Origin of the sequence: Paraburkholderia unamae, from assembly GCF_003268775.1 — a bacterium.
Classification (GTDB): Bacteria; Pseudomonadota; Gammaproteobacteria; order Burkholderiales; family Burkholderiaceae; genus Paraburkholderia; species Paraburkholderia unamae.
Map to the genome: position 1 here is coordinate 1 of NZ_QLSU01000033.1, position 22,694 is coordinate 22,694.

The 22,694-nt window shown below is 64.6% G+C and carries 22 protein-coding genes and 2 pseudogenes; 9 read left to right on the forward strand and 15 right to left on the reverse strand.

Annotated elements, in window-relative coordinates:
* Nucleotides 1-1,044 precede the first annotated feature (1,044 nt).
* The 9 genes from C7401_RS36005 (at nt 1,045) to C7401_RS36045 (ending at nt 9,177) form a co-directional block, all read left to right on the forward strand.
* Nucleotides 1,045-2,142, forward strand: coding sequence for an extracellular solute-binding protein (locus C7401_RS36005; RefSeq protein WP_112176820.1), 1,098 nt, complete (start codon nt 1,045-1,047; stop codon nt 2,140-2,142).
* A 4-nt stretch (nt 2,143-2,146) separates the two neighbouring features.
* Nucleotides 2,147-3,064, forward strand: coding sequence for an ABC transporter permease (locus tag C7401_RS36010; protein ID WP_112176821.1), 918 nt, complete (start codon nt 2,147-2,149; stop codon nt 3,062-3,064).
* A complete protein-coding gene (locus C7401_RS36015; RefSeq protein ID WP_112176822.1) occupies nt 3,061-3,903 on the forward strand; it encodes an ABC transporter permease in 843 nt (280 codons plus the stop codon). The genes C7401_RS36010 and C7401_RS36015 overlap by 4 nt, the downstream gene beginning before the upstream one ends.
* Before the next feature lie 42 nt (nt 3,904-3,945).
* Nucleotides 3,946-5,019: an ABC transporter ATP-binding protein gene (locus C7401_RS36020; RefSeq protein ID WP_112176823.1), complete on the forward strand. Its 1,074-nt coding sequence runs from the start codon at nt 3,946-3,948 to the stop codon at nt 5,017-5,019.
* Between the two features lie 52 nt (nt 5,020-5,071).
* Nucleotides 5,072-5,887: a transporter substrate-binding domain-containing protein gene (locus C7401_RS36025; RefSeq protein ID WP_112176824.1), complete on the forward strand. Its 816-nt coding sequence runs from the start codon at nt 5,072-5,074 to the stop codon at nt 5,885-5,887.
* A gap of 391 nt (nt 5,888-6,278) precedes the next feature.
* Complete coding sequence (locus C7401_RS36030; protein WP_112176825.1) at nt 6,279-7,085, forward strand: transporter substrate-binding domain-containing protein; 807 nt, start codon at nt 6,279-6,281, stop codon at nt 7,083-7,085.
* A gap of 61 nt (nt 7,086-7,146) precedes the next feature.
* Nucleotides 7,147-7,824 (forward strand): amino acid ABC transporter permease, encoded by a 678-nt coding sequence (locus C7401_RS36035; RefSeq protein ID WP_112176826.1) that lies wholly within the window; start codon nt 7,147-7,149, stop codon nt 7,822-7,824.
* Complete coding sequence (locus C7401_RS36040) at nt 7,821-8,471, forward strand: amino acid ABC transporter permease (RefSeq protein ID WP_112176827.1); 651 nt, start codon at nt 7,821-7,823, stop codon at nt 8,469-8,471. The genes C7401_RS36035 and C7401_RS36040 overlap by 4 nt, the downstream gene beginning before the upstream one ends.
* On the forward strand, nt 8,458-9,177 hold the full coding sequence (locus tag C7401_RS36045) for an amino acid ABC transporter ATP-binding protein (RefSeq protein WP_112176828.1): 720 nt from the start codon (nt 8,458-8,460) through the stop codon (nt 9,175-9,177). Before C7401_RS36040 ends, C7401_RS36045 begins: the two co-directional genes overlap by 14 nt.
* A gap of 279 nt (nt 9,178-9,456) precedes the next feature.
* Here the strand turns inward: C7401_RS36045 and C7401_RS36050 are convergent, their stop codons facing one another.
* The 15 genes and pseudogenes from C7401_RS36050 to C7401_RS36120 all read right to left on the reverse strand — a co-directional run bounded on the left by C7401_RS36050 (nt 9,457) and on the right by C7401_RS36120 (nt 22,575).
* Nucleotides 9,457-10,176 carry a GntR family transcriptional regulator gene (locus C7401_RS36050; RefSeq protein WP_112176909.1) on the reverse strand — a complete coding sequence of 240 codons (720 nt, stop codon included), beginning with the start codon at nt 10,174-10,176 and terminating at the stop codon, nt 9,457-9,459.
* A 122-nt stretch (nt 10,177-10,298) separates the two neighbouring features.
* The gene (gene hpxZ / locus C7401_RS36055; protein WP_112176829.1) at nt 10,299-10,748 is read right to left on the reverse strand and encodes an oxalurate catabolism protein HpxZ; all 450 of its coding nucleotides are present in this window, start codon (nt 10,746-10,748) and stop codon (nt 10,299-10,301) included.
* Nucleotides 10,745-11,413: a cysteine hydrolase family protein gene (locus C7401_RS36060; protein ID WP_112176830.1), complete on the reverse strand. Its 669-nt coding sequence runs from the start codon at nt 11,411-11,413 to the stop codon at nt 10,745-10,747. Before C7401_RS36060 ends, hpxZ begins: the two co-directional genes overlap by 4 nt.
* A gap of 6 nt (nt 11,414-11,419) precedes the next feature.
* Entirely contained in the window at nt 11,420-12,418 is a 999-nt protein-coding gene (locus C7401_RS36065) for a formamidase (protein ID WP_112176831.1), read from the reverse strand.
* A 3-nt stretch (nt 12,419-12,421) separates the two neighbouring features.
* Nucleotides 12,422-14,056: an ABC transporter ATP-binding protein gene (locus tag C7401_RS36070; protein WP_112176832.1), complete on the reverse strand. Its 1,635-nt coding sequence runs from the start codon at nt 14,054-14,056 to the stop codon at nt 12,422-12,424.
* A 2-nt stretch (nt 14,057-14,058) separates the two neighbouring features.
* Nucleotides 14,059-14,751, reverse strand: coding sequence for a biuret amidohydrolase (gene biuH / locus C7401_RS36075; RefSeq protein WP_112176833.1), 693 nt, complete (start codon nt 14,749-14,751; stop codon nt 14,059-14,061).
* Nucleotides 14,752-14,796: 45 nt separating this feature from the next.
* On the reverse strand, nt 14,797-15,723 hold the full coding sequence (locus tag C7401_RS36080; RefSeq protein ID WP_112176834.1) for an ABC transporter permease: 927 nt from the start codon (nt 15,721-15,723) through the stop codon (nt 14,797-14,799).
* Nucleotides 15,716-16,849: an ABC transporter permease gene (locus C7401_RS36085; RefSeq protein WP_112176835.1), complete on the reverse strand. Its 1,134-nt coding sequence runs from the start codon at nt 16,847-16,849 to the stop codon at nt 15,716-15,718. The genes C7401_RS36080 and C7401_RS36085 overlap by 8 nt, the downstream gene beginning before the upstream one ends.
* 83 nt (nt 16,850-16,932) lie before the next feature.
* A complete protein-coding gene (locus C7401_RS36090) occupies nt 16,933-18,030 on the reverse strand; it encodes a BMP family ABC transporter substrate-binding protein (protein ID WP_112176836.1) in 1,098 nt (365 codons plus the stop codon).
* Between the two features lie 73 nt (nt 18,031-18,103).
* Nucleotides 18,104-19,972, reverse strand: a complete 1,869-nt coding sequence (atzF, locus tag C7401_RS36095) for an allophanate hydrolase (RefSeq protein WP_112176910.1) — start codon at nt 19,970-19,972, stop codon at nt 18,104-18,106.
* 573 nt (nt 19,973-20,545) lie between these two features.
* Nucleotides 20,546-21,055 (reverse strand): annotated as a pseudogene (locus C7401_RS36100) (aminotransferase class I/II-fold pyridoxal phosphate-dependent enzyme); the annotation flags it as partial.
* Nucleotides 21,056-21,252: pseudogene (locus C7401_RS36105) on the reverse strand (epoxide hydrolase); the annotation flags it as partial. It abuts the pseudogene before it with no gap.
* 135 nt (nt 21,253-21,387) lie between these two features.
* A complete protein-coding gene (locus C7401_RS36110) occupies nt 21,388-21,675 on the reverse strand; it encodes a helix-turn-helix domain-containing protein (RefSeq protein WP_112176911.1) in 288 nt (95 codons plus the stop codon).
* Nucleotides 21,676-21,933: 258 nt separating this feature from the next.
* Nucleotides 21,934-22,221 carry a hypothetical protein gene (locus C7401_RS36115; protein WP_112176837.1) on the reverse strand — a complete coding sequence of 96 codons (288 nt, stop codon included), beginning with the start codon at nt 22,219-22,221 and terminating at the stop codon, nt 21,934-21,936.
* Between the two features lie 15 nt (nt 22,222-22,236).
* Nucleotides 22,237-22,575 (reverse strand): YggL 50S ribosome-binding family protein, encoded by a 339-nt coding sequence (locus C7401_RS36120; protein WP_112176838.1) that lies wholly within the window; start codon nt 22,573-22,575, stop codon nt 22,237-22,239.
* Nucleotides 22,576-22,694 lie beyond the last annotated feature (119 nt).

The following is a 22,694-nucleotide window of genomic DNA, read 5'->3' on the forward strand; positions in this document are numbered from 1 at the left end:
CAGTCGCTCACTCAAAGCTGACAGGTTCTGAATAAATTCAAAAACCTGACTTACTTTAGTGTGAGACTCTTGATACTTTCGCTACTCCCGACTTTATTCCGGAGAACAAGGTCAGGCCGCGCCACCGCATCAAGCGCCCACACTTATCGGCTGTAAATTTTTAAAGAGCAATTCGTCTTAATCGCTGCGTTTTCGTTCGCAGCGATCAGCGAAGGAGGCGAATTATGCAGGTCGCTGAATCACCCGTCAAGCGATTATCGAAAAATAATTTCTGGGGCCGCTACGCTGATTATTTGACACGCAACCCCTGCCTCCCGACGCGCCTGCGAATGAAAATGCGTTGCCATGTATTGAACGCCCGCCATCGCCCCGGCACCGCATATTGGCGCCATCCCATTTCGCGAATCACAAGCGCTCAAGGGCAATCCGTTCGTGCCGGGCGTTCAGTTCAGCCCGCTCAAGAATTGTGCACAGTACGCACCCGACCGCAAAAGGTAGCGCGCGGGTCGCTGCCCGGGCGACCCCGGCGATGTCGTCTGCTCGACGAGCTTCGCCGACGTTTCTATCGACGGTGGGCTCTGGCGCGACGAGATCTTCGGCGCTGCGCCCCGCGTAAGCGCGTTCGATAGCGAGGCAGGGGCCGTCGCCACGGCCACCGAGACGTGGTACGGCGTCGTTGCAACTGCGGTAACTCGTGACGCCGCGTCCGGCGCGGCATGGTGTGGCTCGACACGCCACAAGCGGATCTTTGCTCAACCCTCGTGAGACGGCTACAGCCAGAACAGGCTAGGCCGCGAACTCTGCTCGTTCGGGCTCGCCGCATGTCAGGAAAAAACGGGGGGCCCGCCTCGCCTGAGCGCCTTCTCTCGTGCGGCGCCATGAGGGAATCTCATGCGGCCCATGAGGAGATTTCGATTGTCCGGGGAATTTGGGCTACCTACATTCCTTTCTCACACCGCACTGCGGAACAGCGGTCAACGCCCCGTTCGGGCACGGTGCAGCCCACCGCCTCTTTGAGGCAGCGTCATTCCCCAGGAGAGAATCGTGCAGAGTTTGAAACCCGGCAGACGGCAGGCCATGAAGATCATCGGCAGCACGCTCGGTGCCTGCGCGCTGCCAATGCCGTTCATTCAGACGGCCCGTGCGCAGGACCACAATTTTGCCGGCAAAACGCTTCGTCTTCTAACCTGGTCGGACGATACCGGCGCGGCCGCTCTGCGCAATATCGCCCAGACGTTCAGCAAGCAAACCGGCGCAAAAGTCATCGCCGATCGCGCGGACGGCACATCGGGCATGGTTGCGAAGGTCAAGGCCGCGGGCGATCGCCCCACCTACGACGTGATTACGCTCGCAGGTGTCGGTGCGGCCGGTCTTGCCGACGCTGGACTGCTTGCCCAGCCCGACCTCGGCCGCCTGCCGAACCTCAAGGACGTGCCTGCCGCCTATCGCACAGGAGCGAACGGGTTTGGCGTCGGGTATCTGTTGTGGTCGGACGGGCTCGTCTACAACACCTCGACAGTGAAAACGCCGCCAGCGAGCTACGAATCGCTTTGGGATTCAAAGTACTCAGGGCGCCTGTTCCTGCCGCCGCCGGAATGGGCCGAAGCCGTCGACCTGACGATCATTGCGGCCAAACTCGCGGGAGGATCGCAGCAGAACATCGAGCCAGGCTTTCGCAAGCTCGGTGAACTGAGGGAGCGCGTGATGACGCTCGGCGAGAATCCGAACCAGGTCGCCGACCTCTTTCGTACGGGCTCCCTTGATATCGGCGGCATCTATTCGGCTGCGTTCTTCCCCGACCAGATCCGCAAGCCCGAGTACAACCTGGGCATCACGTACGGCATGAAAGAGGGCTTCGCGACGCAACTCATGTTTACGGTGATTCCGAAAGCGCATCCCGGTGACCTCGACCTCATTCACGCGTTCATCAACCACTCGCTCGACGCGGGTGTTCAGGGACGTATGGCGGCCGACGTGCTGAATGGCCCCGTCAACGCCCGTGCGGTGATTCCCGCTGAAAGCCGCGCATTCGTGCCGTCACCGAAACAGATCGCCGAAAAGGCCATACTGCACGACGACAAGGCACTCGCTGCCGTACAGGCCGCGTGGATCAAGCGCTACACCGGTCTCTTCGCTGCCTGACGTCATGTCTGCCCTTTCATCAGCCGCAGCACAATCCGCCGGACCGCGTGCGTGCCGGGGGCGCGACCGGCCAGCGCTCGCGCGCATGCCGCCCTGGCTGCTGCTCGCGCCGATCCTCGTCGTACTTGCCGTTCTTGTTGCCGCCTCGCTCGTCGTGCTGCGCATGAGTTTCGGTGTGCCAGGCAACGAATGGCACACGTTCACTCTGCAAAATTACGCGGATCTCGCTGACGCGTACTTCCTCAAGTCACTCTGGCTCACGGTGCGGCTCGCGTTCGAGAGCACGGTCTGCGCGATGCTGCTGGCAACTCCCGTTGCGCTGGCGATGGCGCGCACCGAATCGCGGCTTGCACGCCGCCTCATGCTGGCCTTGGTGCTGCTGCCGCTGCTCGTCAACCTGCTGCTTCAGGGATATGGCTGGCTCGTGATCCTCGGCCCCGCAGGCGTGTTGAACCATGCATTGAAGGCGGCCGGGCTGGTGCAACGCCCTGTGATGTGGCTGTACCGCGAACAGGGCGTGCTGCTCGGTCTGATCCAGACCGCGTTTCCGCTCGGCGTGCTGCCGATGTCGAGCGCGCTGCGCGCCGTGTCGCGCTCGTTCGACGAAGCCTCCGCCACGCTCGGCGCTTCGCGCTGGCAAACACTCCGGCACGTCACGCTGCCGCTCGCGATGCCCGGCATCGTGTCCGGCGCGCTGCTCGTGTTCGCGTACAACGCGAGCGCGTTTGCCGTGCCGCTCCTGCTCGGCGGCCGGCGCGTGCCGATGCTCGCGGTGCTCGTGCACGATCAGGTTGCCCCGCTGCTGAACTGGCCGGCCGCGTCGGCCTCGGGTATCGTGCTGATGGCTGCGACGCTCTCCGTGATGGCCGTGTCCCAGCGCCTCGCGCGCCACCGGCAGCGCACCGTGGAGCCCGGCCGATGAACCGCTTCCTGCCCAGCGCGGCGCTGCCCGGACGCCTCGGCCGCTCGACCGCATGGCTCGCCGCCCTCGTTCTGTTTCTCGCCGCCCTGCCGATTCTCACGATGATCGTGATGTCGTTCGGCACGGCCGACACGCTCGAGTTTCCGCCCGCGCATTTCGGCCTGCACTGGTACCGCGCGGCGTGGCGCACGTTCGTCTCGCCCGACGACACCGACGCGCTGTCGATGGGCGCGGCACTCACCACGAGTCTCATCGTCGCCGTCGCCACGATGCTTGTCTCGACGCTGGCCGCCGTGCCGGCCGCGTATGCGCTCGCGCGCTATCGCTTTCGCGGCCGCACGCTCGTCGAGCAACTGGTCGCGCTACCCATCGTCTATCCGGTCGTGATGCTCGGACTCGCGCTGCTACTCGTCTTCAACGCACTGCCCGTTGAGCTCGGCTTGCTGCGCCTCGTCACAGCGCACGTCATTCTCACGCTGCCGTTCACCGTCAAAAACTGTGCGGCGTCGGTGGCGGCGATCGGCCCCGAGTTCGAGGAAGCAGCCTGCCTGATGGGCGCGAGCCCCGGACGTGCGCTGTGCGACGTCGTGCTGCCGCTCATGAGGCCTGGCATTCTCGCCGGCATGTTGTTTGCCTTCATCGTGTCGTTCAACGAGTTCACCGTGACGTTCTTTCTCTACAACGTCGACACGATGACGCTGCCGGTCTGGCTCTATAGCCGGACCGTCTCGTCGCTCGACCCGACCGTATTCGCCTTTGCGGTCTTCATCGTCGCAATCGACTTCGCGCTGATCTGGCTGCTCGAAAAGCTCGTCGGTGACAACGGGGTCGCGCTTTAGCCGCCGGACACTCATTTCGCCGCCCCCGACCAAGGAATGACGATGACCCAGTTGATACTGCAAGACGTGGCGAAGCGTTTCAACGATGCGTACGCCGTCGATCACGTGAACCTGAACGTCCCCGACGGCAAGCTCGTGTGCTTTCTGGGCCCCTCGGGCTGCGGCAAGACCACCCTGATGCGCATCATCGCCGGGCTCGAAACGCCCACGTCCGGCTCGATGACCTTTGCTGGCGAAGACCTGTTGCGCGTGAGCGCGAACCGGCGCAACTTCGGGATGGTATTCCAGTCGCTCGCGTTGTTTCCGCATATGACAGTCGCGCAGAATATTGCGTATCCGTTGCGCTTGCGCAGAACCGACGCGACCACGCAATCGCGCCGCGTTGCCGAGTTGCTCGACATGATCCGCTTGCCGCACGTCGCGAACCGCCTCGTCACGCAACTCTCCGGTGGCCAGCGCCAGCGCGTGGCGATTGCACGCGCGATCGCCACGTCGCCGCGCCTCTTGCTGCTCGATGAGCCGCTCTCGGCACTCGACGCGAAGCTGCGCGAGGCAATGCAGGTCGAGATCAAGCTGCTGCAACAACGGCTCGCGATCACCACGATCATGGTCACGCACGACCAGCGCGAAGCGATGACGATGGCCGACGAGATCGTCGTGATGGACAAAGGCCGGATCCAGCAAACAGGGCAGCCGCTCGACATCTATCGCAATCCCGTCAACGAGTTCGTCGCCGATTTCATCGGCCTCGGCAACATCCTGCCCGTTGAGGACGTCGGCAACGGCGAAATCATGCTGCGCGGCGGCCAGCGCCTCGCCGTAGCGAAAGCGGCGCACGCGGATGATGCTCGACGCGACATGCGTCTGCTGATCCGCCCGGAAGACGTGTACCTGCGCTCGCGTGGCGACGCCGCAGCACCGAACACGCTTGCGGGCGTCGTGACGTTCGTGCGCGACGTGGGCGTTTCGATTGAAGCCACCATTGCGTGCGAAGGCTTCACCCTGACGGCCACCACGACACCGCGTGAATCGCCGGCCCTGCACACAGGAATGCCTGTTTTCGCCGAACTGCCGCCGCATGCCTGCAAGCTCATTGCCGCCCGCCCAGCCGCCTGAGCGCGGCGGCGAAACCCTCTCCTGCCAGAACCTCCCAAGGACATAGCCCGCCATGAACATCTCCGCCCAATCCACTCACCCCGCCCGGGGGCTGCTCGCCCGCGCCGCCGTCACGTTTGCCTGCATGAGCGCGCTCACCGTCGCGCCGTTCGCGCAAGCCGACACCCTCGATACGATCGCGAAGTCCGGAGTCGTGCGGATCGGCGTGTTCGAAGACTACCCGCCATTCGGCTCGATCGGCCCCGACATGCAGCCGCAGGGCTATGACATCGACATGGCCACGCTAATCGGCAAGGCACTCAATGCGAAGGTCGAGCTTGTCCAGGTAACGGGCGACAACCGCATGGCCTACCTCGCGGACCACAAGGCGGACATGCTGCTGTCGGTCGGCCAAACGCCGGAGCGCGCGAAGGTCATCGACTTCTCGCAGGCGTATGCGCCGTACTACCTCGCCGTGTTCGGGCCGAAAAACCTTGCCGTGAAAAGCTCGGCCGATCTTGCGGGCAAGACCATCGCCGTGGCGCGCGGCACGCTGGAGGACCTGAGCGTGACGAAGGTCGCGCCAGCAGGCGCGACGCTCAAGCGCTTCGACGATCCGAACGGGGCGATCTCAGCATTCCTCTCCGGCCAGGCGCAGTTGCTCGTCGTCGGTAACGACGTGGGCGCGACCATCATTGCGCGTCACCCGTCCATCGACCCCGAACAGAAGTTTTCACTCTTTAGTTCACCCGATCATGTCGGTCTGAACAAGAACGAGCCGCGCCTCATGCAGAAAGTGAACGATGCGATCTCGGGCGCGAAGAAGAACGGCACGCTCAATACGATCTCGCAAAAATGGTTGCGCACACCGCTGCCCACGGACCTGTGAGGCCGAGCGGCCGACTTGCTTCCGGTGTTCGAGAGGCCCCGCGTAACCCGTCGCGGGCGCTCGGCAGCGCCATTCCCGGCGCTAGTGGCACCGTCATGCGTGGCCCGGAAGTCATCTCGCAGACGTTGGTAGATGACGTCACGTACACGGCGACCTAACTGTTTCTTTGGATAGCGCCGCACCGGCTGAAGCGGCGCATCAGCATGTATGCACCGATCTGGTGAATATCGTCCGAAATGAGGCCAATGCCCGCGCAACGATTCCATGGACTGCCCGTTAGACTCCCCGTGAACAAGCGCAACGCATGAAGTTGGCGCAGTCCTTGCTTAGCCCACGGCACGCTCGTGCTTGACGTCAATTGCGGGCGACAGACCTCTTTGGAAATCCCACGATGGAAAACAAGACCCAATCACTTCAACGTCGTCGTTGGCTCGCTGCGCTCCTGGCCGTTCCCGCGCTGACCGTTTTCGCGGCACAAGCGGCCAACGCCGACGCGCTCGACGCCATCACCAAACGCGGCACGCTACGCGTCGCCGTCCCGGAAGACTATCCGCCGTTTGGTGCCGTTGGCCCGGACATGCAACCGCAGGGCTACGACATCGACATGGCCGCACTGCTGGCGAAGTCGATGAAGGTCAAGCTACAGCTCGTGCCCGTCAACAGCGCAAACCGGATTCCCTATCTGCAAACCGACAAGGTCGACCTCGTCATCTCATCACTAGGCAAGACGCCGGATCGCGAGAAGGTCATCGATTTTTCACAGGCCTATGCCCCCTACTTTCAGGGCGTTTTCGGGCCTGCCGATATCAAGGTCGGCGGCCCGGCGGACCTCACCGGCAAGACCGTCGGCGCGACGCGCGGCGCGCTCGAGGAAGTTGCGCTCACGAACATGGCACCCAACGCCACCATCCGCCGCTTCGATGATAACAACGCCACAATCCAGGCTTTTCTCTCCGGCCAGGTGCAGTTGATCGCCGCAGGCAATATTGTCGCCGCAGCGATTCTCGCCAAGCACCCGCCGCGCGAACCGCAGATGAAGTTCGTCATCAAGGACTCGCCGTGCTTCGTCGGCCTCGACAAAAACGAGCCGCAACTGCTCGCCAAGGTTAACGCGACCATCGAGCAGGCGAAAAAAGACGGCTCGCTCCAGGCGATGTCGAAGAAATGGTTCGGCCAGCCCTTGCCAGCCAATCTCTGACGTCCCCCGCCGCCGCCACGCGCGGCGGGCGCTTTCACCGCTGTGCAACCCTCGTTCTTTCATGAGTTATCAGCTTCAGTTCGGCGACCTCAGCGCCTACACCAGCATGTTCGCAAGCGGCGCGGCCGTCACGCTCGCGCTCACTGCGGCCTCGACGGTACTCGGCATCAGCCTCGGCGTTGCGGGTGCCGCTGCGTACCAGAGCCCCCGCGCGATGCCGCGCGCAGCCGTTCATGCCTACGTGGAGGCGATTCGCAACACGCCTTTTCTCGTCCAGCTCTTCTTCGTATTCTTCGGGCTCCCGGCCCTTGGCGTGCACATCGGCGAATATACGGCGGCCGTTCTGGCCATGACGTTGAACCTCGGCGCGTACTCCGTGGAAATTCTGCACTCAGGCATTGAGGCCGTGCCGCGCGGACATCGCGAGGCTGCTGCGGCGCTGGCGATGTCGCGCCGCGAAACGTTTATACACGTGCTCCTTCCACAAGCGTTCGCAAAGGTGTTCCCTGCTCTGGCGAGTCAGATCGTCATCACGATGCTTGGCTCGGCGGTCGTCTCGCAAATCTCAGTCGCGGATCTCACGTATGCGGCAAGCTATGTGCAATCGCGCAATTTCCGCGCTTTCGAAACGTATTTCCTCATCGCCGGCATCTACCTTGTCATGGCGCTCCTCTTACGCGGCGCGCTTAACGCCGCCGGCCGGCGCTTGTTCACGCGCAACGTACGAGGTGCGCGATGATTGAATTCACATTCGCACAGATCGTCGAGGGTTTGCTCCTGGCCGCGCGTTGGACCGTCCTGCTCTCGCTCGTCTCGTTCGCGACCGGCGGCGTGGCAGGGTTGCTGCTCCTCGTGATGCGTGTATCCAACTCGTTCGTGCTGCGCTCGGTCGTGCGCATTTATATCGAGGTGTTCCAGGGCACACCGTTGCTGATGCAGCTCTTTATCGTCTACTTCGGGTTGCCGTTGCTAGGCATCGACGTCTCCGCGTGGACGGCCGCCACGCTCGGCCTCACGTTCTTCACCAGCGCCTATCTCGCCGAGATCTGGCGCGGCTGTGTCGAGGCGGTGCCGAAGGGCCAGTGGGAGGCGTCGTCCAGTCTCGCCATGGGATATTTCGAGCAAATGTGGCACGTGATCCTCCCGCAAGCCGCGCGCATCGCCATAGGACCCACCGTGGGTTTCGGCGTTCAGGCCATCAAGGACACGGCGCTGGTGTCGATCATCGGTTTCGCCGAACTCACAAAGGCCGGCACCCAGATTTCGAATGCAACGTTTCGCCCGTTTCTCGTCTACGGACTCGTTGCGCTGATTTATTTCGCCCTGTGCTATCCGCTTACGCGGTTTGCGCGGGCGCTTCAAAGGAAATGGCATGCCGCTCGTTAAAGCCGAGGGCGTCGAAAAGCAGTACGGCGCCCACCATGTACTCAAGGGAATCGACCTCGCCGTCGAGCGCGGCCAGGTCGTCTGCATCATCGGACGCAGCGGTTCCGGCAAAAGCACCTTGCTGCGCACGCTGAACGGACTCGAAAGCATCGACGCGGGATCGATCGAAATCGACGGCGAACACGTCGATGCGCGGCACGCGGACCTGCGCGCGCTGAGACTGAAGGTCGGCATGGTCTTTCAGCAATACAACCTGTTTCCGCATCTGAGCGCTGGCGAGAATGTGATACTTGCGCAAAAGGTCGTCAAGAAGACGTCACGCAAGGAGGCGCGCGCAATTGCGCAGGAGATGCTGGAGCGTGTTGGCCTCGGCGGCAAATTCGACGCGTATCCGGATCAACTCTCGGGCGGACAACAGCAGCGCGTCGCCATTGCACGCGCGCTCGCCATGAAGCCGAGCGTACTGCTCTGCGACGAGATCACGTCGGCGCTCGACCCCGAACTGGTGGGCGAAGTGTTGGGTGTTGTGGAAAACCTGGCGCGCGAGGACATGACGCTCATCATGGTCACCCATGAAATGCGCTTCGCGCGAGCGGTCAGCGACACCGTGGTGTTCATGCACGAAGGCCGAGTGTGGGAAAGCGGACCGCCCGAGGAAATTTTCGGCAGCCCGTCGACAGTGGAATTGCGGCGCTTCATTCAGTGACACGATGGCTCGGGGTGCGAGTTCCTTGAAGCCGATAGGCGCTTCGCAGATGGAGCGTTGAACGGACGAATCGAGCCAGCCGACGCCGCCGCCAATGGTGTCCGTTAATCAGTAAACCTGATTTTTCGCACACGCTCACGCACGTCAACGTGACAGAGCCGATGCGAACGTTCAGCCTCCAGCCGGAAGCCTGACCAGTAAGCCGTTCGACTCGGCACGAAGCACGGAAAGACCTTTGCACCTGCGTTCGTGGCCCGATATGCCTGCGCGAACCACGCTTCAACTCACGAACGGCAGTTTGCTATGGCGCGCCTGTGCCAGCATCGAAACGGTGATCTTGCGCACTTCCAGCTTGCTCTGCGTCACATGCGCGCGCAGCAGGATGGCCGCTTCGGCAAGCTTGCCGCGCTCGATCAGCGTGAGCATGGTCGCGTGCTCGTCGTAGGTCGCGTCGGTGCGATGCGGCTTGAGGAAATCGAGCCGCCGCACGATGCGGATACGTTCCGTCACTTCGTTGTGAACGCGCAGCATTTCCGCGTTGCCGGTCGCTTCGACCAGACCGCGATGAAAGCTCTCGTCGAGCCGGAACATGCGCGCGGGGTCGCTCTCGCGCAATTCGGGCGCGACGCACCAGACTGCCTTGAGCGTGTCGATGACGCGATGCGACGGCCCTGCGCTCGCCACGCGTTCGATGGCGGCGAGTTCCAGCACGATGCGCAAATCGTAGAGCTGATCGAGCCGATCGAAATCGATGCCGCACACTTTCCAGCCGCGCCGGAAACCCACTTCCAGATAGCCCTCGCGTAGCAAACGGAACAGCGCGTCGCGCATCGGCGTGCGTGAAACGCCGTAGTGTTGCGCGATGTCGGTTTCCGAAAAACGGTCGCCGGGAAAGAGCCGGAAGTCGAAGATGTCGTGCTTGAGTTGCAGATACACCTGCTCCGCCAGCGGATTCGCGCCATATACAACTTTCGCCGCGCCTGAGCTCACGTCCCCGATCGCGTCTTCGTTTGCCTCCACGGTCGCGTCATCCGGCGCCTGTGAATCGGCCTGTTTCGCGTCGATCTGCCGTTTGGGTTCGATGACCGTTCTCCTGCGCGCGTTTGCGTGCCAAGCGTGGATTAACCGAGGGTTGCGTAAGCCGCCAGCGCATCCGGCGCGTCGATCAGACTCACGTGCGCCGCAACGATGATCCAGCCGCCGAACGCCGCATCAGGCGCACCGAGCCGCGCCCACGTCTGCATCTGGCGGCCAACGAGCGGCGTGGCGTCGCTGGTGAATTCGGTGCTCACGGTCGCGTAGTCGCGATCGAACGTGGTCACCACCGTGCGATGCCGCTTCCGCGATTTCGGCACCGGCGCGCACGATTCGCGCCACGCGCGCACGGCCGCGCCGCCGTGCTGGATTTCGGCGATCCCGTAGCGCACCGTCTCGGGCGCGTCCCAGAACAACACGTTCATGGCAGCGACGTCGTTGTCGATCAGCGCGCGTTCGTAGGCTTCGAACGCCGCCGTCACCTGGGCGACGATGGCCGGATCGTCGATCACCGGTGCGAGGTTGTGTTGCGTCATGTTGGATCGGACTCCAGAAGTTGCGCAAGCGTCGCGGTCCACCCGACGATGCCGCCTTGCGAGCGGATCATCGCGAGCGTCGCGTCCTTGAATGCGGGAATGTAGCTCGCCGTGGCGTCCTCGATCACAAGGCAATCGTAGCCGCGGTCGTTCGCTTCGCGCATCGACGTCTGCACGCACACCTCGGTCGTGACGCCCGCAAACACCAGATGCGTGATGCCGCGCGTGGCGAGTTCCTCGCCGAGCCGCGTCGCGTAGAACGCGCCCTTGCCCGGCTTGTCGATCACGAGTTCACCGCCGACGGGCGCGAGCGCGTCGACGATCGCGTTGCCGGGCTCGCCGCGCACGAGAATGCGGCCCATCGGACCCATGTCGCCGATGCGCGCGCTCGGCTGCCCGCGCAAACGTTTCGCGGGCGGGCAGTCCGACAAATCCGCCGCATGCGATTCACGCGTATGCACGACGAACCAGCCGCGCTCGCGCGCGTGCCGCAACAGCCGCGCGACGTCGGGCACGATGCCGCCCAGCAGCGACACGTCGTTGCCGAGCGCCGCGCCGAAGCCGCCGGGCTCGATGAAATCGCGCTGCATGTCGATCACCACGAGCGCGGTCTTTGACGCCTCGTACGAGAAAGGAGAAGGCAACGCGCCAGCAAGAACCGGCATGGTCGATCAACCCTTGTAAGTGCGTTCGGGCGCGGGGAAACCGCACGAGGTGCCGTCGGTCACGCGCACCTCGCTTTCCCACGGCAGACGATACTCGCCGCGCACCATGTCCTGCATGAAGGTGTACGGGCAATCCCGCGCACCGCCCTTCACGGCCACATAGCCGCGGTGGCCGAACTGATAGATATTGTTCTCGACGCCCCAGTGCGCGCGCGCCTCGCGCACGAGGTCGGGCCGCATCTCGCAGGTGATGATCTCGTCGGGACGATGGCTGCCGTCCACCATCACGGTGCCGTCGAAATCGCAGAACATGCCTTCGCCCATCGAGTCGAACGTGCCGTCGCTACCGCACAGGCACACGCTCGCGGTTTGCGCGAGATTCTGGAACGCATTCGACTGATTGGTGATGCGCCACGCGTGCCGGATCGGCGCCGTATAGCCCGCCGTACGCAGGATCACTTCCGCGCCCTTGTACGCGGCTTCGCGCGCCATCTCCGGAAACATGCCGTCGTGGCAAATGACGAGGCCGAGTTTCACGCCGCGCGGTCCCACACACACCGGCACGCCGAGATTACCCGGCTCCCACGGCTCGACGGGCACCCACGGATGCAGCTTGCGGTAATACAACTGGATCTCGCCCTTATCGTCGATGATGAGGCCGCTGTTGTACGGATTGCCGTGCGGGTTGCGCTCCATGATCGAGAAGCAGCCCCAGATGCGAAACGCCACGCACGCGGCCTTGAACGCGGCCACTTCGGGGCCGTCCAGCGTGCACATGATCGCGTCGTCGGTGCGCATGGAAAGGCCGTGCAGCGCGTATTCGGGAAACACCACGAGATCCATCGCCGCGTTGTTGCGCCGCGCCTTGCCGACCAGATCGACGATGCGCTGCGTTTGTGCCGCGAGTTGCGCCGGTGTTTCGATATCGGGATTGCGCAGTTGCACGAGGCCGATCACCACGCCCGCAGGCGAGCGGTTCAAGCCGCCGAGTCCACTCGAACTCATCGTTCAGGCTCCATGAAAAGCAGCGGACGGCACCGCCGCGTCGGGTTGACGATCGTCGCCGTGGCCGGCCATGTGGCGCCCGAGCACCACGCGGTCCGCGTTTTCCACGGGGGTTTCGAACACCAGCCGCCCTTGCGCGATCACGGCGATGCGGTCGGCCAGTTCCAGCAATTCGTCGAGGTCTTCGCTCACCAGCAGCACGGCCGCGCCCGCGTCGCGCGCGGCCAGGATGCGCGCGTGTATATCCGCGACCGAAACAAAGTCGAGCCCGAACACCGGATTGGCGACGATCAGGACGTCGACGGGCTGGCCGAGTTCGCGGGCGAGCACGGCGCGCTGCACATTGCCGCCGGAGAGCGTGCCGATCGCGCGGTCCGGCACCGGCGGCCGCACATTGAATTCGGCGATGCGCTGTTCGGCACGCTCGCGCATGGCGCGGCAGTTCAGCCGCCAGCCACCCGCGCGCAGCGGCGCGCGATCGAAATCGCGCAGCGCGAGATTCTCGGCGATGCTCAAGTTCGCCACGCACGCGTTGCGCAGCGGCTCCTCCGGCAACGCGAACACGGACAAGCGCGTCATCGCTTCGCGCGTCGCGCGGTACGTCTCGCCCTTTACCCGCATCGCGCCCGACTGCACGCGGCGCTGCCCGACCAGCGCTTCGACCAGTTCCTTCTGGCCGTTGCCCGACACGCCCGCGAGCCCGAGAATTTCCCCGGCGCGCACGGCGAGCGACGCCTCGCGCACCGCGGCATGGCCACGATCGTCCACCACCGTCAGCTTCGACAGTTCGAGCGCGACCGGCCCATCGGCGTCGATCGCCTTGCGCGCGGGCTGTCCATCGTCGATGCCGGCCGTGGCGCGCGCGTCGACACTGCTATCGCCGCCCATCATCCAGGAAGCCAGGCGATCGCGATCGGTGTCGCGCACGGCGCAACTGCCCACGAGACGCCCCTTGCGCAACACCGTGACATCGTCGGCATAGGCCATCACTTCCCGGAACTTATGCGTGATCATCAGCACGGTCAGCTCGTTACGCGTGGCGAGATCGCGCATCAGGCCGAGCACCTCGTCGGCTTCCTGCGGCGTCAGCACGGAAGTCGGCTCGTCGAGTATCAGCAAGCGCTGCCGCAAATACAACTGCTTGAGAATTTCGAGCTTCTGCTTTTCACCGGCCGCGAGACCCGACACCGGCGCGTCGAGCGCGAGGCGAAACGGCATGGCGCGCATGAACGCGTCTAGCGCCTTTCGTTCGGCATGCCAATCAATTTTAAACGGCAGCTTGCCGCGCGCGAGCAGCAGGTTTTCTTCGACGGACAAGCCCGCCGCCAGCGTGAAATGCTGATAGACCATGCCGATGCCGAGCGCCTGCGCGTCGCGCGGCGAGGCGATGCGCACCTCGCGCCCATCGGCGACGATCTGCCCGCTGTCGAGCACGCCGTAGCCCACGAGCCCTTTCACGAGCGTGCTCTTGCCCGCGCCGTTTTCGCCGAGCAAGGCGTGGACGGTGCCCGCGCGCACCTTGAGCGTGACGTCGTCGAGCGCGCGAAACGCACCGAAGCGCTTACTCGCGCCGAGCACTTCGATGCCAAGCGCGCCGCCGCGGGACGGCAGGGGTTTCATGCTGGCGAGCGTGGACATGATCAGCGCCCCAGCGTCGCGAGCAGCGCTTGCGAATCCGACACCGTACCGAACACGCCGCCTTGCATCAGCACCATGTTCAGCGCCGCGTCGTGATTGCCCTTGTCGGTCGCGCCGCAGCAGTCCGCGAGGATCGTGCATTCGAAACCGCGATCGTTCGCCTCGCGCATCGTCGTGTGCACGCATACGTCGGTGGTGATGCCCGTGAGCACCAGATTGACGATGCCGCGCGTGCGCAGGACGAGTTCGAGATCGGTCGCGCAGAACGAGCCCTTGCCCGGCTTGTCGATGACGATCTCGCCCGTCAGCGGCGCGAGATCGTCGATGATCTCCCAGCCCGGCTCGCCCCGCACGAGAATCTTGCCGCACGGACCGTCGTCGCCGATGCCGACGCCGTCCGTGCCCGCGCGGCGGCTACGCCAGCGCTTGTTCGCGGGCAGATCGGAGAGATCGGGCCGATGCCCCTCGCGCGTGTGAATGATCGTGAAGCCCTGCGCACGCATCGCGGCGAGCACGCGCTGGATCGGCCCGATCGGCGCGCGCGTGAGCGAGAGGTCGTAGCCCATCTTGTCGACATAGCCGCCGATCCCGCAGAAGTCGGTCTGCATGTCGATAATGACGAGCGCGGTGTTGTCGGCGCGCAGCGCGCCGTCATAAGGCCATGGGTAAGGCCGGGCGTCGATGAAACGGGTCATGTCGGTCTCCGGTGAGACGGATGGATTCGATGGCGAAGGAAAACGTCAGCGCGTGAGACTCAACTCGCCGGGCGCGCCCGCGAGCGTGCGATCCGGCCGGCAGTTGACGATCATGATCGCGAGCGTCAACACATAGGGCGCGGCGTTGAAGAGGTAATAGCCGCTCGTCACGCCGATCGCCTGCAACGCGGGGCCGAGTGCGCCCGCCGCGCCGAACAGCAGCGCCGCCCACAGGCAACGCAGCGGCTGCCAGCGCGCGAAGATCACGAGCGCGACCGCCATCAGCCCCTGGCCGCTGGACAGCCCTTCGTTCCAGCTGCCCGGATAGACGAGCGACAGATACGCGCCGCCCACGCCCGCGAAGAACCCGCCGACCGCCGTCGCGACGATGCGCACGCGCGTGACCGCATAGCCCATCGCCCGCGCGCTTTCCACGTTCTCGCCAACGAGGCGCAGCGTCATGCCCCAGCGCGTCGAGCGCAGCCCCCATTGCAGGACGAACGCCAGCGCCACGCCGATCAGAAACAGCGGGTTCACGTGCATCGCGTTATGCAGTTGCGGCGAGGCGCTCCACGCGCCGAAATCGAACGAGCGCAGCATCGGCGCCTGCGGCTCGATGAACGGCTTGCCGAGATAGAAGGCAAGACCGGTGCCGAACAGCATCAGCGCAATGCCGAACGCGATGTCCGACACGCGCGGCAACGAACAGATCAGGCCGTGCAGACAGCCGAGCAGCAGGCCCGCGCCGCCCGCGATGAGCACGCCTGCCCACGGCGAGCCGGTCAGATACGCGCCCGCGTAACCGCTCATCGCGCCCGACACCAGAATGCCTTCGAGGCCGAGATTCACGCGCCCGCCCTTTTCGGTCAGGCATTCGCCGAGGCTCACGAACAGATACGGCGTGCTCACGCGAATAGCGCCCGCGACGAGCGAGAGCATCAGCACGGCGAACGGCGATTGCAGATCAGGCATGAGTTTGCTCCAGCGAAGGCGAGACTTCGGATTGCGCCGCGGCCTGAAGCTTCACGCGCCACGCGGCGAGGCGTCCGCCCAGCGCTTCCCACGCGAGGAGGTTCGCGAACAGCAGACCTTGCAGAACCAGCGTGGTCGCGTCGGGCAGATCGAGACGACGTTGCAGCAGACTGCCGCTCGCCTCGATGCCGCCGATCATCACCGCGCACACGACGATCGCGAGCGGATTCTGGCGCGCCGCGAACGCGACAAGGATGCCCGCGTAACCGTAGCCCGCGAGCAGCGAGGCGTTCGCGCTGCCCTGCACCGCCGCCACTTCGAACATGCCCGCGAGGCCCGCGGCCGCGCCGCCCAGCACGCACGCGGTCAACGCGAGTGAATTCACCGGCAGGCCGACGAGGCGCGCGGCGCGCGCATTGCCGCCGGTCACGCGCATCGCGAAGCCCTTGGTGCTATGACGCACGAACACCCACGCCGCCACGCACGCGAGCGCCCCCCAGAACAGGCCCCAGTGCACGTCGAGCCCCGGCAGCGAGCCGATCGAAAACGCGTCGGGCAACGCGGGCGTGGACGGCTTGTTCAGGCTCGCGGGATCGCGCAGCGGCCCTTCCACGAGAAACTTGAACACGGCGATCGCGATATACGACATCAGCAGCGAACTGATCGTCTCGTTCACGCCGCGCCACTGGCGCAACGCGCCCACCGCGCCGATCCACGCGCCGCCCACGAGCATGCCGGCCACCGCCATGAGCGGCGTCGCGACGAACCAGGGCGTGGCGGCCGGCAGCAATTGCGGCATGAGCGCCGCCGCGAGGCCGCCGAGCGCGAGCGCGCCCTCCCCGCCGATCACGATCAGCCCGACCTGCGCGGGCAGCGCCACGCACAACGCGGTGAGCATCAGCGGCGCGGCGCGCAGCAAGGTGCTCTGCCAGGCGAACGACGAGCCGAACGCGCCCTGCGCGATCAGCACGATCGCGTCGCCGGCCGGTTGCCCCTGGATCAGCAGGAACAGCGAAAACAGCAGCAACGTGCCGACGATCGCCGCGAGCGTCGGCAAAGCGGGCAGCACGCCGATCAGCACGCGGGCGGCGCCGACTGAAGTCACCGAGGAAGCGCGAGCGCGCATGATCTCTCCTTGCGAGGGGGGCGGCCGTGGGCACGTGGCGGTTATGCGATGGCGCGCGAGGTGGGCATCGACGTGGACATCGATCAGATCTGGCCGACGACGCCCGCGACGAGGTAGTTCATGCTTTCGAGCGTGATATCGGTCTGCGCGTAGCTCGTGCCCGCCGCGATCGCCGCGCCGCCCTTGTTGTCCTTCAGCGGTCCCTTGAAAATCACGAACTGGCCGGCCACCATCTGCGCCTTGATCGTGTCGGCGCTCGTCTTCGCGGCGGGCGTGACCTTCGCGCCGTAAGGCGACATCTTCACGAAGCCTTCCTTCAAGCCGCCGCGCAAAATGTTCGGCTGCGGCTTGCCCGCCTGCGCGTCGGCCACGAGCGTCCTGTACGGCGTCGCCCAGTCCCATTCGGCGCCGGTCAGATACCCCTTCGGCGCCAGCGCGGCCTGGCTCGCGTGGTAGCCGCAGCTCATCGCGCCGCGTTTCTCCGCCGTTTCGATCACCACCTTCGGACCATCGACATGGCAGGTCAGGACGTCGCAGCCTTGATCGACGAGACTGTTGGTCGCTTCGGCTTCCTTGACCGGCATCGACCAGTCGCCCGTGAAAATCACGTGCGTGGTGATCGACGGATCGACCGACTGCGCGCCGAGCGTGAACGCGTTGATGTTGCGCAGCACCTGGGGAATCGGCTTGGCGGCGACGAAGCCGAGCTTTTTGCTCTTGCTCATGTGACCCGCGACCACGCCGTTGAGGTACTGGCATTCGTCGATATAGCCGAAGTAGCTCGCGATATTGGGCGGATTGCCCGGCTTCCAGAGTCCGCCGCAATGCGCGAAGCGGATCTTCGGATACTTCGCGGCCATCTTCAGCACGTGCGGATCGAAATAGCCGAACGAGGTCGCGAAGATCAGCGTCGCGCCGTCCTGCTCGATCATCGCTTCCATCGACTTCTGCGCCGCGACCGTTTCCGGCACGTTCTCTTCCTCGACCACCTTCACGTTCGGCAACTTCTTGATGACCGCCGTGGCCTGCGCCTGCGCCTGGTTGTAGCCGTAATCGCCCTTCGAGCCGACGTAGACCACGCCGACCGTCAGCTTGTCGGCGGCGAACACGCTTTCGAGCGGCAGCAGGCTGCCGAGCGCGAGCGCGCCGGCCTGTTTGATGAAGTCGCGGCGTTGGGTCATGGTGTGGATTCCTTGAGTGGGTCGTTCACTGCGTTCGGGTTTCACTGCGTTTTGGAATGGCGGATCGGAGACGTCAGGCGTGCGGTGGCGGCGCGCGGTGCACAACGTGATGTGCCAGATAGGCGCGCCAGCCGCCATACGCGGTGATGTCGACGGCGCCCGCGCCGGCGGCGATGGCGCACGACTCGCAAACGAAGCCCTTCACGGTGCGTCCGTCGAAGGTGTCGAGCGAGCCGATCGCGAGCGGCGCGGGCACGGCGGCCACGAACGCGCCGAACGTGCGCAGCGGCACCTCCCAGAGTTCGATGTCGATGGCCTCGCCTTGCGAGCCTTCCTCGCCCTCCTTAGCGTCGCGCTGACGCACGAGGCCGGGCTTCGGTGGCGCGGTGCCTGCCAGCGCATAGAGCCGGTAGCACGGCGCCGTCGTCGTCGCTTCGAGAAAGCGCGCGCCGGCCTGCCGGAGTTGCCAGTTCAACGGCTCCCCGCGCAAATGCGCGCCGACCACGGCAAGCGTGACGGTCGGTTCCTGGAGCGGCAGCGGCTGCGCGGCGATTGCGTCGGCAGCGCGCGCGTCGGCGGCGTTGTCGAAGCACGCCTGAATGCGCGCGCCGAGCACCGCAAGCTGCTGGTCGGCGCCCGAGCGCGCGATCAGCGTGACGCCCGCGGGCAAGCCGTCGGCGCGCGGCGCACCGGGCACGGCGAGCGCGCACCAGTCGAGCAGATTGACGAAGTTCGTGTACACGCCCAGGCGGCTGTTCACCTCGACGGGATTCGCCTCTACCTCGGCGATGGTCGGATGCGTCGGCGTGGTCGGCACGATCAGCACGTCGGCATGCTCGAACAGCGCCTCGGCGTCGCGCTTCAGGGCCGCGAGCGCGTACTGGCCGTCGAACGCCGCGGCGGCGTCGAAACGCGCCGCCTGGCCGATCACCTTCGCCACGGTCGGGTCGATGTCCGCGCGATGCGTGTCGAAGAAGTCGCCGAGCGCGGCACGCCGCTCCGCCACCCACGGCCCGTCGTAGAGCAGCGCCGCGACCTGCTGCAACGGCGCGAACGCGAACGTCGAAGGCGTGAGCGCGAGATGCGCGGCGATGCCGTCGAGCGTCGCGGCGAACGCGCCGGCCGCGCGGTCGTCGCCGAAGAACGTCAGCGTGTCCGGCACGGCGATGCGCAGCGGCGCGTGCTGCAAGCCGCGCGAGGCGAGCCGCTTGGCGTAACCGTCGCGCGCGTCGAAGGCGGCAAGGCGGTCGAGCACCGTCCATGCGTCGGCGACGTCGTGCGCGAACACGCAGAGCGTGTCGAGCGTGCGGCACGCCGGCACCACGCCACGCTTGCTCACGAGGCCGAGCGACGGCTTGAGACCGACGAGTCCGTTGAAGCCCGCCGGCACGCGCCCCGATCCCGCCGTATCGGTGCCCAGCGAAAACGCGACGATGCCCGCCGCGACCGCGATCGCCGACCCCGAACTGGAGCCGCCGGAAACGTACGCGTCGCGCTCGATCTGACGCACCGCGCCGTAGGGCGAACGCGTGCCGACGAGGCCGGTCGCGAACTGATCGAGATTGGTCTTGCCGACGAGGATCGCGCCCGCCTCCAGCAAACGCGCGACCGCGAACGCGGTTTCGTCGGGCGTGTAGGCAAACGCTTCGCAAGCGGCGGTTGTCGGCAGGCCCGCGACGTCGATATTGTCCTTGACCGCGAACGGCACGCCGAACAGCGGCATGCGCACGAACAGCGCCGGGCCTTCATCGGCGAGCAACGCTTCGAGTTGCGCGGCGCGCGCGACGAGATCGGCCTCGGGCACGCGCAGGATCCACGCTTCGGGACGATGCGTGGTCGCGAGACGTTGCAGCACGGTAGCGACGATGTCGCGCGGCGAAGTCTCGCTGCGGCGATAGGCGTCGAGCAGGTCGTGGACCTTCAACACAGCGGTGCGTGGCATGAGTTCAATCTTGAATACAAGATGAAGTGCGCCACGCAGCATCCATGCCAGATGCGATAAAGCGAGCGGCAAACGCTTGTCCGCACAAGCTTTTCGGGCAATCGACAGCGTGTCGATCCAGCGATTTACCGCGAAGATCGCGCGCCATCGTGGGCCGTTTCATGTTGCCGGGCGGTGCAGCGATTCACGTTGCCAGTGCACGGCGGCGGCGCCTCGCACTCGCGCGGCGCGCCCCGCTTCAGGGCATTCTCGCCACGCCGGGTCGCTGCGCGTACATCGGGCAAGCGCTGCCAGGGTGCAGGCGCGTCGCGCCGCAGCCGCATTCGGCGTTAGCTGTCATTCAAGACGAGAAACCGCCGATGACACGCATCGCCGGAATGTCCTGTCCTGTTTCGTTTTCGGACATCACTTACCGCTTGGGCAGGAGAGCCGCAACGGGTCGATTTCGGGTGGCCGGATCGGTCGGCTGTCTGCCGGTATGCGGCGTTCGTGCGATCGCTAAAGCCGCCCTTCCAATGACCGTTTCACCCGCAAAACCTGCCGGCCATCCATCCCAATGACGCGTACCCGCCTTCAGTGCGTGGTCAAATCGACAGAGCCAATCGCCAGGCGAATGGCGTGAGGCACAGTTGACGATGTGGAAAACGGCAGCGCGGTCGTCACGGAGATCCGCTCGCGCATCAATGCCATCGCGATCGTAACGGCACGGACCTCCTGTTCGAGCGGAATCCAGGTCGTCGCCCGGATCGCCCGTTCGAGTTTCGGAATCCATTCGGCTGGAGCGTGGAGAAAGCCAATGCGCAATCCCGTCGAAACACTCGTGGACAAGCTCGACACATAGACCGTCAGTTCCGGTGCGAGCGCGGCCAATGGCGGCGGTGCATCGTTCACCAGGAACGCGTAGGCCGCGTCCTCTATCAGCATCAATCCATGACGTCGCGCGATGGCGGCAAGCTCGCGGCGCCGCGTCGCGCCCATCACCCAGCCAAGCGGGTTGTGCAGGGTCGGCATTGTGTAGAAGGCGCGAACCCTCCTTCTCTTGCACGAGGCCACCAGTGTGTCCAGATCGGGGCCCCGCCCTGCGTGATAGGCTTTTTCGGTCCAGCTTTTCGGCGCCTGGAAATTTTCCCCGGGCAATGCGCTCACTGCGGCAGGCACGTTGACATCAGCGGAAAGGCAAAATGCGTGTGCGATTCCCAGTAAAAACGTGCGGCCGAAATACCCGTATTGGTCAGCGAATTGAGCGTGATGTTGTCGAGCACGTCGTCGCGCGTCAGCGCGACCGATGTCAAGCGCGTAGCCGCGCAAAGGCGCTTCTGGATGCGAACCATTGTGGGTCGTACGTGAACGACCAGATGTCGTCGTTGTCTGCTACGACCCCCATGCGTTCGCCATTGGCCCACGCTACGAGCGCCCTATTCGGCATTCGGGCTCCTGCGCCTGCGGCGGGCCTGCTCCGCTGTCCTGGCCGAAATGGCGATCGATGTCTGCGCACGGAGCATGATGCCCAGTTCGGAAAGCAGAACGAAAACCTTGCCTATCTGGGCTGTCGGCTTTCCAGACTCCACATGCGTAATGAATTTGGGTGACAGTCCCGTGATGTTGACCAGGTCATCACGCGTGAGCCCCTGAGCGATGCGGGCCGCGCGAACAATGTTGCCAAGCGCCGCAACGTCCGATATGGGGAAATCCGATTGATCCACAGGGGGGCCCTTTTGCTCGTACCCGATCGGGTACGAAAGATAAGCCAATCGGCGTGCTTCGATCTATTCGTATCCGATCGGGAACGAAACTCAGTCAAGATCACTGGCCAAGGGCGGCTGGTATCCATTTGGGTACCAAGCAAGTCCCCAGCGTCGATTTCGATCGGGGAAATAAAGGGCCCCTGAGCGCACCGATCGCGCCTTACGTGCAGCGGAGAATCCGCACAATGTCGCTATCGCTGCTGGTTTTCCGTGCATTCACTTCCCGGCGCGATACCAGCCCGCATAGAGAGAAGCGATGATTCGAAAATCGTCACGGGTTAACGAATCGACGCCACGTCCGTTCGCCACTTCAGTCACGACTTTATTGAAATCATCATCGACCTTTAAAAACATGTCCAATACCCCGATGCTTTGCAGAACCGCCACCTTTGGTGCAGATTCAGCGATGAATTTCATGGGCAAGCCTGCGGGATGTGCTGCCACCACGAGCGGCCAGTACGTCTCAAGCAAGCACGCGAGATCCAGTTGTTGAGGTAAATCCATGGTCGTCCAGTTTTCTTAGTCATGCCCATACCAGGCGTCAACGAGCGGCCCAACCTCGACAGACGTCAGTTCGGCCCTCGCTTCAAGCCAATCGCGTACAACGGCTCGATGCGACTCCGTCGCCGATGCGAGATTGGCAAAGGGAACGACAAATCCATCAAGCTTGTCCCCGATCGCTCCACCATAGGTCAATCGCGCGTCCTCGATACAGTCAGCGATGAACGCATCGCAAACACGCTCGGCGTCGGCTTCGGAAACGCCGTCGCGCAGCACGGCGGACACGGCGAATCCCAGTTCCTGAAACTCCCCGAGATGGAGCTTCTTACGTTGGCGACGATTATGTTGTTTAGCCATGAATGTGTGGCTCCAAATTTCCAGTTTATCGGCCTGTGCCGTGATGACTTGATCAACTGCCTCCCTGCAACTTTCGAGGCCGCCACGTCGAGAGTTGCCGTGGACTCGCACTCAGCCAC